At 64.4% G+C, this 13,170-nt stretch carries 14 protein-coding genes; 10 read left to right on the top strand and 4 right to left on the bottom strand.

What is annotated here, in order from left to right:
* Window positions 1-77 precede the first annotated feature (77 nt).
* From ACJRPG_RS18405 to ACJRPG_RS18395, 3 genes are read left to right on the top strand one after another with little or no spacing between them, the layout of a single operon-like run.
* Window positions 78-416: a CzcE family metal-binding protein gene (locus ACJRPG_RS18405; RefSeq protein WP_408001555.1), complete on the top strand. Its 339-nt coding sequence runs from the start codon at window positions 78-80 to the stop codon at window positions 414-416.
* 4 nt (window positions 417-420) lie between these two features.
* Window positions 421-813, top strand: a complete 393-nt coding sequence (locus ACJRPG_RS18400; RefSeq protein WP_408001554.1) for a DUF305 domain-containing protein — start codon at window positions 421-423, stop codon at window positions 811-813.
* A complete protein-coding gene (locus tag ACJRPG_RS18395) occupies window positions 810-2,183 on the top strand; it encodes a YncE family protein (RefSeq protein ID WP_408001553.1) in 1,374 nt (457 codons plus the stop codon). The genes ACJRPG_RS18400 and ACJRPG_RS18395 overlap by 4 nt, the downstream gene beginning before the upstream one ends.
* A gap of 3 nt (window positions 2,184-2,186) precedes the next feature.
* Here the strand turns inward: ACJRPG_RS18395 and ACJRPG_RS18390 are convergent, their stop codons facing one another.
* The 4 genes from ACJRPG_RS18390 to ACJRPG_RS18375 all read right to left on the bottom strand — a co-directional run bounded on the left by ACJRPG_RS18390 (window position 2,187) and on the right by ACJRPG_RS18375 (window position 4,821).
* Window positions 2,187-3,101 (bottom strand): alpha/beta hydrolase, encoded by a 915-nt coding sequence (locus tag ACJRPG_RS18390; RefSeq protein WP_408001552.1) that lies wholly within the window; start codon window positions 3,099-3,101, stop codon window positions 2,187-2,189.
* A gap of 51 nt (window positions 3,102-3,152) precedes the next feature.
* Window positions 3,153-3,989: an HDOD domain-containing protein gene (locus ACJRPG_RS18385; protein ID WP_408001551.1), complete on the bottom strand. Its 837-nt coding sequence runs from the start codon at window positions 3,987-3,989 to the stop codon at window positions 3,153-3,155.
* Between the two features lie 88 nt (window positions 3,990-4,077).
* The gene (locus ACJRPG_RS18380) at window positions 4,078-4,362 is read right to left on the bottom strand and encodes a hypothetical protein (protein ID WP_408001550.1); all 285 of its coding nucleotides are present in this window, start codon (window positions 4,360-4,362) and stop codon (window positions 4,078-4,080) included.
* Window positions 4,363-4,386: 24 nt separating this feature from the next.
* Window positions 4,387-4,821, bottom strand: coding sequence for a MarR family winged helix-turn-helix transcriptional regulator (locus ACJRPG_RS18375; RefSeq protein WP_408001549.1), 435 nt, complete (start codon window positions 4,819-4,821; stop codon window positions 4,387-4,389).
* 75 nt (window positions 4,822-4,896) lie between these two features.
* On the opposite strand from ACJRPG_RS18375, the gene ACJRPG_RS18370 reads away from it, so the two are divergent.
* The 7 genes from ACJRPG_RS18370 (at window position 4,897) to astB (ending at window position 13,165) form a co-directional block, all read left to right on the top strand.
* A complete protein-coding gene (locus ACJRPG_RS18370) occupies window positions 4,897-5,814 on the top strand; it encodes a DMT family transporter (RefSeq protein ID WP_408001548.1) in 918 nt (305 codons plus the stop codon).
* Window positions 5,815-5,826: 12 nt separating this feature from the next.
* Window positions 5,827-6,762 (top strand): GlxA family transcriptional regulator, encoded by a 936-nt coding sequence (locus ACJRPG_RS18365; RefSeq protein ID WP_408001547.1) that lies wholly within the window; start codon window positions 5,827-5,829, stop codon window positions 6,760-6,762.
* Between the two features lie 162 nt (window positions 6,763-6,924).
* Window positions 6,925-8,169 carry an acetylornithine/succinylornithine family transaminase gene (gene astC / locus ACJRPG_RS18360; RefSeq protein ID WP_408001546.1) on the top strand — a complete coding sequence of 415 codons (1,245 nt, stop codon included), beginning with the start codon at window positions 6,925-6,927 and terminating at the stop codon, window positions 8,167-8,169.
* A gap of 72 nt (window positions 8,170-8,241) precedes the next feature.
* Window positions 8,242-9,267 (top strand): arginine N-succinyltransferase, encoded by a 1,026-nt coding sequence (gene astA, locus ACJRPG_RS18355; RefSeq protein WP_408001545.1) that lies wholly within the window; start codon window positions 8,242-8,244, stop codon window positions 9,265-9,267.
* A 28-nt stretch (window positions 9,268-9,295) separates the two neighbouring features.
* Window positions 9,296-10,348, top strand: a complete 1,053-nt coding sequence (gene astA, locus ACJRPG_RS18350) for an arginine N-succinyltransferase (RefSeq protein ID WP_408001544.1) — start codon at window positions 9,296-9,298, stop codon at window positions 10,346-10,348.
* Window positions 10,341-11,816: a succinylglutamate-semialdehyde dehydrogenase gene (gene astD, locus ACJRPG_RS18345; RefSeq protein WP_408001543.1), complete on the top strand. Its 1,476-nt coding sequence runs from the start codon at window positions 10,341-10,343 to the stop codon at window positions 11,814-11,816. The genes astA (ACJRPG_RS18350) and astD overlap by 8 nt, the downstream gene beginning before the upstream one ends.
* An 8-nt stretch (window positions 11,817-11,824) precedes the next feature.
* Window positions 11,825-13,165 (top strand): N-succinylarginine dihydrolase, encoded by a 1,341-nt coding sequence (gene astB / locus ACJRPG_RS18340; protein ID WP_408001542.1) that lies wholly within the window; start codon window positions 11,825-11,827, stop codon window positions 13,163-13,165.
* The last annotated feature ends 5 nt before the right edge of the window (window positions 13,166-13,170 follow it).

Genomic DNA, 13,170 nt, shown 5'->3' with positions numbered 1-13,170 from the left:
ATTGTAATGTGCGGGTCATGCTGGCGTCAGAACGCGGTTTCTATACTGGCCTTCATCGACCACCAAGGAGAAAACCGATGAAACGCCACACCCGCAATATGCTGATATCCCTTGCGCTGAACGGCGCTGTCCTGGCGCTGGCGCCGGGCGCCCATGCGCTGTCGCTGGCTGGCTATGGGATGGCCGCCTCCGGCAGCTACGCCGACTCCACCATCGAAATCGGCGAGGGCACGCGCCACGTCAACGTGACAAACGGCCAGACGGTGCGCTTCGTGATCGGCGCGCAAAGCTTCAGCTACACCTTCAATGCGCCGGGTAACGTGGGTGCGCTCCAGCTGTCGGAAATCGCCCCGGCTGGCATGGCCGTGCCCGATGTGCGCATCTACCTTGCGCCGAATCCGCTCTACCTGGGCTGAAGCCATGCGCGCCGCATTGCTGCTATGCCTCCTGCCGCTCGCCGCGGGCGCCCAGGAAGCACACCATCACCACGGTGCGCCGCGGCCGGAGGGAGCGCCGCCGCCGGTGTTCATCGCCAGCACGGCCAAGCCTTTCGCCGGACTGATGGATGACGCCATGGCCGTGATGGACGACGGCATGAAACGGGCTCCCATGAACGGGCAGCCGGACCATGACTTCGTCACCATGATGATCCCGCACCACCAGGGCGCGGTGGACATGGCCAAGGCGCTGCTCCTGTATTCGCAGGATCCGGAGCTGCGCAACCTCGCGCTCGGCATCATCGCCGAGCAGCAGAACGAGATCAACCTCATGAAGGCATGGCTTGAGCGCCATGCCGCCAGGGAGAAACAATGAAATCTGCAGCCATTGTACTGGCGTGCGCCGCGGGCGCCGCCTTTGCCCAGCCGTCGCCGGCAGACCGCGTGTATACCGCTGACCAGAACAGCAACACCATCTCCGTCTTCAATCCCGCCAGCGCCGAGCTGCTGGGCCAGATACGCCTCGGGAACCCGCGTCCGGATGTGCTGTCCCCGCTGTACAAGGGCGAGATCAATGTGCACGGCCTGGGCTTCTCGCCGGACCACAAAACGCTGATGGCGGTTTCCAACGGCTCGAACTCGGTGACTTTCATCGATACCGCCAGCAACAAGGTAAAGGGCAAGACCTATGTGGGGCGCTCCCCGCATGAGGGCTTCTTCACGGCGGACGGCAAGGAAGCCTGGGTGGTGGTGCGCGGGGAAGACTATATCTCCGTGATCGATCCGCAAAGCTTCAGGGAGACGCGCCGCATTCCCACGGCGCCCGGCCCCGGCATGGTGCTGTTCACGCCGGACGGCCGCCTGGCCTTTGCCGTCTCCAGCTTCACGCCGGAAGTGGATGTGATCGACGTAAAGAGCTACAGCGTGGTGAAGCGCATTCCGGTGGTGAGCCCCTTCTCGCCCTTCCTGCAGATGATGCCCGACCACAGCGAAGTGTGGCTGACGCACAAGGACGTGGGCAAGGTCACGCGCATCGATACCCGCACGCTGGAAGTGAAGGGCGTGTTCGACACCGGTTTCATCACCAACCACCTGGCGTTTGCGAAAGTGGGCGGCAAGCTGCTGGCCTATGTCACCGTGGGCGGCGAGAATGTGGTGAAGGTCTTCAGCACGGAGGACACGCCCCGGCTGCTGGCGGCCATCCCCACCGGCGCCCTGCCGCACGGGATTTGGGCATCGGATGACGGCAGCCGCATCTACGTCGGCCTCGAAAATGGCGACGCGGTGGACGTGATCGATACCGCGGCAGGGAAGGTGGTGAGCCGCATGCCGGCGGGCCAGGCGCCGCAGGCCCTGGTCTACCTGTCCGGCGTGGCGCAGGGCGGCGACGGCAGGCAGGGCTTGCAGCCGCGTGCGAATGCCGACCCGGCCAATGTGGCGCTGAAGCCGGTGCGCAGCAGCGGGCGTGGTTTCGTGGTGGCGCGCAGCCTTGGATTGACCGATGCGCTGGAGGTATCGCTGTTCAGGCTGAAGCCGGAAACGGTCTACAGCGTGTATCTGGGCAGCCAGGCCAGCCCGGTGGGCAGCTTCCGCACCGACCAGAAAGGCGCGGCAGGCGGCACCATGATCGGGCCGGTGCGTGCTTTCGCCGGCGGCGAAGCGGCGCGCGCCGCCAGCCGCATCGTGGTGATGGAAGGCGAAGCGGCCGCCGACCCGGCGTCGGCCGCGCTGGCCAGCGCGCCCTGAGCCTTACTTGTGGTTCTTGCCCGGCAGCGCCCAGCGCAGGCCGTGCGTGATGATGATGGGGGCCACCGTCAGGTGGTCCTCATCGCGGATCACTTCTCCTTCCATGCGCAGGCTGGGGTAGTGGCGCGAACGCAGGGCGCGCATGAAGGCGCGCATATCGCCCACCATGTCGTCGTCCTTGTTGTAGCGTGGGCCCGGACGCAGGGTTTCGTAGCCGCCCACCGCGAAGTAAAGGTTGGCGCGCAGGTCGCGGTTCTTCGCGGCATAGGCGCGTTCGCGCTCGAACATCACCTTGTTGTTGTACCAGAGCGATGGGCTGCCGAGAATGTAGTTTTCGAAGGCGCCCGGCTCATTGAACAGGATGTCCAGTGCCAGCAGGGAGCCGTAGGAATGCGTCATCAGCGTTTTGCGGTTCATGTCGGCGCGGTAGCGCTGCGCGACGAAAGGCAGCACCTCGTCGATGACGAAACGGCGGTAGCCTTCGGACTCGCCGTATTTCACTTCGCGCCCCGGCATGTCCGAAGTAACAGTCTTGTCGGCGGTGGGCGTGGGCGTGTAGTCGCGGCGGCGGCTGTAGGTCGGGGTATCGCCGCGCGCATAGGACAGGCCGACCAGGATGAACTCTTCGATCTCGCGGCCATGGCTGCCGGCGCGCGCCGCGATGGCGCGGGTCAGCGGGAAGGCGTAGTTGGCATCGGTGACGAAGACCACCGGATAGCTGCGGCCCGACTTTTCGTAGGAAGCCGGCAGGCTGACGAAGACCTGGTAGTCGCGCTGCAGTTTCTGCGCGCGGATGGTGCGCACCTCGGTTCCCTCCAGCACATAGGGCGCGCCTTCCAGCGCAATGCTGCCTTGGGCGGTGGCGTTGAAGGTGGAGCAGGCCAGGACAAGGCTGGCCAGGAAGCGGAGCATGGACATGCGGAAACCCGGACGAGGCAAAACGCCATTATCGCCCAAGCGGGCAGCACGTTAAAGCATCAGCACCGAATACAGGGATTGCACTTCGTCGGCCGACTCTTCCAGGATCTCGTGCAGGGTGCCGTCGCCCACCACGAAATCGATGGTGCGGGCGGCGAGCGGCGTGGTGGCGTCGCTGCGGCTGTGCAGCGGGGAAGCAACGGGCGACAGGTCATCGGCCAGCAGCAGGGTGTCGCCCAGGGTTTCGGGCGGCAGGGCGCGCAGGCCGGTCCACATGGCTTCCACGGCACGCTGCACGGAGTCCGGCACGGCCAGGCGCTGCAGCACCAGGCGGCCCAGCTCCACTTCGCCGTTTTCCACCCAGTCCTGCGGTTCGCCATCGGCCACGCCGGGGAATTCCTCGGCGCGCGACAGCAGGTAGAAGGCGCCCACCTCGTGCACGATGCCCGCGAACAGGGCGGTATCCGGGTCCACATGGGTTACACGGCGGGCGATCACCTGCGACATGGCGGCGACATGGGCCGAATGTTCCCACAGCTGGTCGGCCTTGGCGCGGATGGCGGGATCTTCGATGCGGTAGCCGATCTGGCGCACCAGCAGGGCGGCCACCAGCGATTGCAGGGTGCGCACGCCCAGGCGCTGCACGGCGGGACGCACGCCGGAAATCTCGGTGCCGGAACGGTTGTAGGCGACGGAATTGGCGATGGCCACCGTACGGGCAGCCAGCAGGGGATCGGCCGAGATCAGGCGCGCCGCCAGGTCCACATGGCAGTCAGGATCGGTCAGCGCCTCCTGCAGGCGCAGCGAAGCGTTGACGTTGGCGGGAAACACCATCTCGCCGCGTGAGGCTTCGGCGATGATGAGTTTGAGGATATCCAGTCGGTCCATCCAAAAATTATACTCAACTATTGCCGAATGGCATCGTTTGTTTCTTAATCGGACTGATGTTGCCGATTGGAAAGATTAATCCAGCAGCTCAGGCTTCGCGGAAAATGGCGTCGCAGCCCTCATGCGTGCCTTCTACCGTGGCCAGCTCGTCCACCAGCTCCAGGTCTTCCAGCTCCTCGACTGCATTGGTAAAGCTGTTGTGCTTGGTGGCGCCGATCAGGCGGTAGATATCGCCTTCCTCATTGCGCACGCCGATCAGCAGCTTTTCCTTGCGCACCACCTCGGCAGCCACATGTTCCAGCAGCAGGTTGGTGGTGATCTGTTTGTCGAACTTCGCCGGCGGGATGCCATCGATGAGGGTAGTTTTTAGCATTATTACCTTAGTGAGAGTGAAAACTCAGCTTCCAGCCTTGGCCAGAACCTGCTTGAGACGGGACAGCTGCAGCTCCAGCGCATCGAAATCCGCGGCCTGCATGCCGGCGAACAGTTCAGCGCCTTTGGACACTACCTGGGGGAACACTTCGGCGAACAGCTTTTCGCCCTGCCGGGTAAGCCGGATGAAGAATGAACGCTTGTCGATCTGGCAGCGCTCGCGTGCCACCAGGCCTTTCTCTTCCAGCCGCTCGATCACGCCGGTCAGGGTGCCCTTGGTGATCAGGGTACGCTCGCCCAGCTCCTTGTACGACATGCCTGCGGTATTCCCCAGCGTGGCAATGATATCGAATTGTGCATGCGTGAGGCCGCACTCGCGCACATGCTGGCCGGACAGGCGTTCGAAGCCCTGCATGCACTCGGCCAGCAAGCGGATACTTTTCAGATAACGTTCGCCCATGGCCGGAATTATAGCGCCGCACCCGTCCCGCATTCAGTTACCATTGATAATCTTGCTGAACTAACACATTCTTCCATGCCCCAACACGCCCGCGGCATTCTCGCCCTGCTGATCGTCACCATCGTCTGGGGCACCACTTTCCCCGCCATGAAGGAAATGACGGGCTACCTGTCCGCCAACTGGATCGTGGTGAGCCGCTTCGGCATCGCCAGCGTGCTGCTGCTGCCCTTCGTGATCCGCGCGCGCTGGAGAGACCTGCACTACGGCTTCCTGGCCGGCGTGCTGCTGTTTTTCTGCTACCTGTTCCAGGTGGAAGGGCTGGCGCTCACCACCTCCAACCGCAACGCCTTCATCTGCGGCCTGAACGTGCTGGTGGTGCCGCTGCTCGGCATCGCCATGGGCAAGTGGCCTGACCGCCGCATCGTGGCGGCGCTGCTGCTGGCGGTGGCGGGCCTGTTCGCCCTGTGCTGGGAAGGCAGCTTTACCTGGGGCGACGGCGACACGCTGGCGCTGCTGGCGGCGCTCTGCTTCGGCGGCTATATCAAGGTAATGGAAGTGTTCTCGCGCAGGGCGGAAAGGCTGATGACGCTCACTGCCGCCCAGATCATGACGGTGGCGGTCTGCGCCGCCATCTGGATCCTGCTGCGCGAAGTGCCGCGCGGCCCGGTGGACGTGGCGCAGGACCAGGCCGACTACTGGGCCTATATCTGGCAGGGGCTGCAGCTGTATTCGGTCAACCTCATCTACCTGGGCGTGGTGGCCACGGCGGCCATCATCTCGCTGCAAACCTGGGGGCAGAGCCACGCCACGGCCAATGAAGCGGCGGTTATCTACGCCTTCGAACCGGGCTGTGCGGCGATTTTCGCCTATTTCTGGCTGGGAGAAACCCTGGGCTGGACCGGGCTGCTCGGCGCGGCCCTGCTGATCTCCGGTATGATAGTCAGTCAATGGAACACTGGCGAGCGGCCACCGCATTCGCTCGCGCCTGAGTAAAACGCTGCCCGCATGTCTTTTTCCGATCTCACCCGTCTGGCCCAGGAACCGCCGCTGCGCCTGCTGCTGGTCAATGCGGGAGAGGCGGACAGCCTGAGCTGGTCCGGCCTGGCGCAACCGCTGCGCCTGGCCCAGCGGCTGGCAGATAAGTGCCAGCTCGACATCCTCACTCCCGAACAGCTTGCCGCGAGTACCGGCAACTGGCAGCTGGCGCTGCTGGTCGCCGACGAGCACGCGCCGCGCCTTGCGCCCGAACTGGCCCGGACGGTGATCGAACGCCTGCGCGCCGCCGAATACTGGGGTGGGGTAGGGGCGGCCGTGCTGTGGCTGGCGGAAGCGGGCGTGGCCGGAGGAGTGCGTATCGCCCTGCCGTGGGCGCTGTACGCGGAGACCGAGGACATTACCGAGCGCGCCATCCTCACGCCCCACCTGTTCGCGATCGATGGCCGCCAGCTCAGCTGCTGCGGCGGCGCGGCCAGCATCGACTTCTCGCTGACGCTGGTCGAATCCCTGTTCGGCGCCCAGGTGCAGGCCGAGGTAAAGGAAGCGCTGTGCGTCGAAAAGGTACGCGGTCCGGAAGAGCGCCAGCGGGTGGCGCTGCAGGCCCGCTTCGGCGCCCTGCAGCCGAAGCTGTCGGAAGCCGTGCAGCTAATGGAGGCCAACATCGAGGAACCGCTGTCAACGGACGATATCGCCAACCTCGTCGGCCTGTCGCGGCGCCAGCTGGAACGGCTGTTCAAGCAATACCTCGGCAGCCTGCCCTCGCGCTACTACCTGGAGCTGCGGCTGCAGCGCGCGCGCCAGTTGCTGCTTGATACCAACCATTCGATTGTGCAAGTCGGGCTGATGTGCGGCTTCAGTTCCGGTTCCCACTTCTCCACCGCCTTCGGCACCCTGTTCGGCAACACCCCCCGCGAAGAGCGCCAGCGCCGCCTTGCCACCCGTTAATGTTGCTTAGAAATTGGGGACAGACCCTATTTTTTAAAATCAGGGTCCGTCCCCATTTTTTAGGCAATTTTGAAAAACCTTGTCGCAGATTCAAAAGAGTTTTAGGATCGCGCCTCTTACAATGCATGCAGTACTCACCTCTTTCTATTGGGGATTTGCCAAATGAACGCCAAGCTTGACTCGTCTGTAACCACCCGCCCTGTCACCCGGCAGACTTTCGATGAAGTCCTCGTGCCGACCTATGCACCGGCAAACATGGTTCCAGTGCGGGCCAGCGGCCTGGATCTGTGGGACCAGACCGGCAAGCATTACCTGGACTTCACCTCCGGCATCGCCGTGTCCGCCCTCGGCCACTGCAACCCCATCGTGGTGGAAGCGCTGACCCGCCAGGCAAATACCCTGTGGCACCTCGGTAACGGCTACACCAACGAGCCGGTGCTGCGCCTCGCCCTGGCCATGACCGAAGCCACCTTCGCCGACCGCGCCTTCTTCTGCAATTCCGGCGCGGAAGCCAACGAGGCCGCGCTGAAGCTGGCCCGCCGCCACGCGCACAACAAGTTCGGCCCGCACAAGTCGCGCATCGTGTCCTTCCTGAACTCCTTCCACGGCCGCACGCTGTTCACCGTGTCCGTCGGCGGCCAGTCGAAGTACACCGAAGGCTTCGAGCCGCTGCCGCCGCAGATCGACCACCTGCCGTACAACGATATCGAAGCCGCGCGCGCCAACATAACCGACGACGTGTGCGCCGTGATCGTGGAACCGGTGCAGGGCGAAGGCGGCGTGATGCCGGGTAATGTGGAATTCCTGAAAGAGCTGCGCGCACTGTGCGACAAGACCGGCGCCGTGCTGATCTTCGACGAAGTGCAGTCGGGCATGGGCCGCACCGGCTCCCTGTTCGCCTACATGGGCTACGGCGTGACGCCGGACGTGCTGACCTCCGCCAAGGCGCTGGGCAATGGCTACCCTGTGGCCGCCATGCTGACCACCGAGGAACTGGGCCAGACCCTGTCCGTCGGCACCCACGGCACCACCTATGGCGGCAATCCGCTGGCCGCGACCGTGGCGCTCACCGTGTTCGATACCATCAACCAGCCGGCCTTCCTGGCGCGCGTGAAAGAAGCCAGCCTGACCCTGATCGGCAAGCTGGAACAGCTGGTGAAGGACTATCCGCAAGTGTTCACCGCCGTGCGCGGCGCCGGCCTGCTGCTGGGCCTCGTGGTGGCCGAGCCGTTCAAGGGCCGTTCGAAGGATATCCAGCGCGCCGCCGAAGCACAGGGCCTGATGGTGCTGATCGCCGGCCCGGACGTGCTGCGCCTGGCGCCTGCGCTGGTGGTCACCGACGCCCAGATCAACGAGGCCGACCGCCTGCTGCGCCTGGCCCTCGACGGCATGATCAAGGCTGCATAAGCGGCCCGCCTCCCGGCCCATCCGCCCGGTCCTCGTGCCGGGCGTTTCTTATTAGAGCAAGAAGGAGTTCACATGTATGTTGTCCGTCCGGTAGAACTTGCGGATATCGCAGCGCTTGAATCGCTGGCCGCGGTCACTATGCCGGGTGTCCATACCTTGCCCAAGACGCGCGAGAAAATCGCGCAGGCCGTCGAGCGTTCGATTGCTTCGTTCTCGGCGCAGGTCGATATCCCCAGCGAGGAATCGTACCTGTTCGTGCTGGAGTCGCTGGACGAGCGCAAGATCTGCGGCACCGCCGCCATCTTCGCCTCGGCCGGCTCCAACGGCACCTACTTCTCCTTCCGTAACGATGTGATCCAGCAGGTCTCGCGCGACCTGAATATCAGCCACAGCGTGCATGCGCTCACACTGTGTTCGGAACTCACGGCCTACTCGCAGCTGTCCAGCTTCTATGTGGATGAGCAGCTGCAGCAGCGTCCGGAAGCGGCGCTGCTGTCGCGTTCCCGCCTGCTGTATGCGCTGCAGGCGCCGCAGCGTTTCGGCGACCGCTTCTTCGTGCCCCTGGCCGGCGTCACCGACGACAAGGGCGGCTCGCCGTTCTGGGATGCGCTGGGCCGCAAGTTCTTCCAGATGGATTTCCTCGACGCCGAACGCACCATCGGCGGCGCGCGTAACCGCACGCTGATCGTGGAACTGATGCCGCACTATCCGGTCTACGTGCCGCTGCTGCCGGGCGACGCGCAGGCCGTGATGGGCCAGATCCATCCGTCCGGCGAACTCGCCTTCAACCTGCTGACGGCCGAAGGCTTCGAAGCCGACGAATACATCGACATTTTCGACGGCGGCCCGATCCTGCAGGCCCACAAGCACGCGCTGCGCACTTTCACTTCCTCGCTGACCCTGCGCGTAGCCGATGCCGTTGGCACGCGTGGCGGCGATGCGATGTATGCCGTGGCCACAGGCGCCGACCAGAACTTCCGCGCCGTGACTATCCGCAGCCCGGCGCTGGAAGATGTGAATGCGGTCGCCCTCAGCGCCGATGTGCAGGAAGTACTGAACGTTTCGCCGGGTGACACCGTCACCTGCGTCCGACTCTGATGCCGCAACCACTTATTGCGAGAACCATATGCTAGTTGTACGCGCCATCAACGCCAACGACCTTCAAGCCCTGTATGACCTGGCCACGCAGGTCGGCACCGGCATGACGACCCTCAAGCCCGACATGAAAATGATGGGCGAGCGCCTCGAAACGGCCTGTGCTTCCTTCGCCGAAGCTATCCCGCCGGAGCAGCGCGACTACATGTTCGTGATGGAAGACACCGACACGGGACGCCTCGCCGGCGTGTGCGCCATCAAAGGCGCGGTCGGCCTCACGGAACCGTTCTACAACTACCGCATCGGCACCCTGGTGCATTCCAGCCGCGAGCTGAACGTGTTCACCAAGATGGACACGCTCTACCTGTCGAACGACCTCACGGGCAGCAGCGAACTGTGCTCGCTGTTTTTGCACCCGGACTACCGCAAGGGCCACAACGGCAAGCTGCTGTCGAAGAGCCGCTTCCTGTTCATCGCCCAGTTCCCGCACCTGTTCACGCAGAAGCTGATCGCCGAGATGCGCGGCTACCAGGCCGAGGACGGCAGCTCGCCTTTCTATGAAGGCCTGGGCCGCCACTTCTTCAAGATGGACTTCCACCATGTGGATGACCTGACGGCGCTAGGCAAGAAGTCCTTTATCGCGGAACTGATGCCGCGCCAGCCGCTGTACATCGCCTACCTGCCGCAGTCCGCCCAGGACGTTGTGGGCAAGGTGCACCTGTCCACCGCCCCGGCGCGCCGCCTGCTGGAGCAGGAAGGCATGCACTACGAAGGCTATGTGGATATCTTCGACGCCGGCCCGGTGCTGCAGGCCCGCGTGTCCGAGCTGCGCGCCATTCGCGACAGCGAGCTGGCGATCGTGGACCGTGATACCGACGCCACGCATGCCTGCGCGCCCGTGAACCCGGAACCTACGCTGGTGTCCAACACCACGCTGAAGGATTTCCGCATGCTTATTACTGAATCGATGCCTGTGAACGGCAAGATCGACCTGACCACGGCAGAACAGAAGCTGCTGCACTGCCATCCGGGCGAAGCCGTCCGCACCCTGTCTCTCAACGTGAGGAAGAATTCCAATGTCTGAACAAGCACTGAGCAATTTCATCAACGGCCAGTGGAAAGCCGGCAGCGGCGCGGAACTGGTCACTATCAATCCTGCCAACGGCAAGCAGACCTGGGCCAGCCGCGAAGCCACGGCCGCCGATGTGGCCGAAGCCGCCGCCGCGGCGCGCGCTGCCTTCGAAGCCTGGGCCTGGCGCCCGCTGGAAGAACGCATTGCCATCGTGACGAAGTTCCGCGACCTGCTGAAGGAAAACGCGGAAGCGCTGGCGCTGCTGATCGCGGAAGAAGTGGGCAAACCCATGTGGGAAGCCCGCACCGAAGTCACCACCATGGCGAACAAGGTCGATATCTCGATCCAGTCCTACGGCGCGCGCACCGGCGAAACGAAAAACAAGGTCGCCGACGGCGAGGCAGTGCTGCGGCACCGCCCGCACGGCGTATTCGGCGTGTTCGGTCCGTACAACTTCCCAGGCCACCTGCCGAACGGCCATATCGTGCCGGCCCTCATCGCCGGTAACACCGTGGTGTTCAAGCCGAGCGAATACGCACCGCGCACCGCCGTGAAAACCGTGCAGCTGTGGGAGCAGGCCGGCGTGCCTGCGGGCGTGATCAACCTGGTCAACGGCGGCCGCGAAACCGGCATCGCACTGGGCCAGAACCCGGACATCGACGGCGTGCTGTTCACCGGCAGCAGCCAGACCGGCGCCGCGCTGCACAAGCAGTTCGGCGGCCAGCCGGGCAAGCTGCTGGCGCTGGAAATGGGCGGCAACAACCCGCTGGTGGTGTGGGACGTGAAGGATATCGACGCCGCCGTGTTCATGGCCATTTCCTCCGCTTTCATCTCGGCCGGCCAGCGCTGCACTTGCGCGCGCCGCCTGGTGGTGCAGGATACGCCCGAAGGCGCGCAGTTCATCCAGCGCCTGGTTGACGTGGCCTCGAAGATCACTGTCGGCGAATCGAATGCGGAACCGCAGCCCTTCATGGGGCCGGTGGTGTCGGCAGCCGTGGCTGAAAAACTGCTGCAGGCGCAAAAGGACATGGTCGCCAAAGGCGGCAAGCTGCTGCTGGAAATGAAGCAGCTGCAGCCGGGCACCGGCTTTGTATCCGCCGGCATCGTGGACGTTACCGATGCACAGGGCATTCCCGACGAAGAATGGTTCGGCCCACTGCTGCAGATCGTGCGCGTGAAGGATTTCGACACGGCGCTCAAGGTGGCCAACAATACCGAATTTGGACTGGCGGCGGCGCTTCTGTCGAACGATGAATCGTTGTGGCAGAAGTTCCAGTTGCGGGCCCGCGCCGGCATCGTGAACTGGAACCGCCCGACCACCGGCGCGGCCAGCAGCGCACCGTTCGGCGGCGTCGGCAAGTCCGGCAATCACCGCCCGAGCGCTTACTACGCAGCCGACTACTGCGCCTATCCTGTTGCGTCGATCGAGAACAGCGCGCTGGAAATGCCGGCCAAGCTGTCGCCCGGTCTGCAGTTCTGAGGTCCATCATGGCACACGCACGCGAGTTCAATTTCGACGGCCTGGTTGGGCCGTCGCACAACTATGCCGGCCTTTCGTTCGGCAATGTGGCGTCCTTCAACAATGTGAAGAGCGCCTCCAACCCGAAGCAGGCGGCCTTGCAGGGGCTGGCCAAGATGCGTGCGCTGGCCGCACGCGGCTTCGCCCAGGCCGTGCTGCCACCGCAGGACCGCCCGAACTTCCGCCTGCTGCGCAGCCTCGGCTTCAGCGGCAGCGATTCGGAAGTGCTGGCCAAAGCCTACAAGGAATCGCCGGTCATCCTGGCCTGCGCCTATTCCGCATCGCCGATGTGGACCGCCAATGCGGCGACCGTGAGCCCGTCGGCAGACACCGCCGACGGCCGCGTGCACTTCACGCCCGCCAACCTGAACAACAAGCTGCACCGCGCCTTCGAGCACCTGCAGTCGGCCCGCACGCTGCGCGCCATCTTTGCGGACGCGAAGCATTTTGCCGTGCATGACGCGCTGCCCGGCACCCCGGCCTTCGGTGATGAGGGCGCGGCGAACCATACGCGCCTGGGCGCATCGCATGGCGCCAGCGCGGTGGAGATGTTCGTGTACGGCCGCGTGGAGTTCGATGCGAATGCACCTGCTCCGAAGCGCTATCCGGCCCGCCACACGCTGGAAGCGTCTCAGGCCGTGGCCCGCCTGCACGGCTTGAACCCGGCGCGCGCCGTCTACATCCAGCAGAATCCGGATGTCATCGACCAGGGCGTATTCCACAATGACGTGATCGCGGTCGGCAATGCGAATGTGCTGTTCTATCACGAACAGGCCTTCGCCGACGAGCAGGGTGCGCTGTTCCAGCTGCGCCAGGCCATGGCCGGCGTGGATGCGGAGCTGACCGGCATTCGTGTGGTAACCGGCGCGGTGCCGGTGCTGGACGCCGTGAAGAGCTATCTGTTCAACAGCCAGTTGCTGTCAAAGGAAGGCGGCAAGATGGCGCTGGTGATTCCACAGGAATGCCAGGAGGTGGAATCGGTGGCACGCTACCTGGAAGGCCTGGTGAAGAGCGGCGGTCCGGTCGATGAGCTGATCCACTTCGACCTGCGCCAGAGCATGCGCAATGGCGGCGGGCCTGCCTGCCTGCGCCTGCGCGTGGCCCTGACCGATGAGGAGGCGCGCGCCATGCACCAGGGCGTGATCATGACCGAAGCGCTGTATCATCAGCTGGTTGCCTGGGTGGAGAAGCACTACCGCGACCACCTGGAGCCGGAAGACCTGGCCGACCCCGCGCTGGCGATCGAAGTCCACGCTGCGCTCGAAGAGCTGACCCGCATCCTTGGCCTGCCAGGCCTGTATGATTTGTAATATTG

The organism is Pseudoduganella rhizocola (genome assembly GCF_045984285.3).
GTDB lineage: Bacteria > Pseudomonadota > Gammaproteobacteria > Burkholderiales > Burkholderiaceae_D > Rugamonas.
Note: the sequence above shows the minus strand (reverse complement) of the source record. Positions and strands in the feature narration are given on the sequence as shown.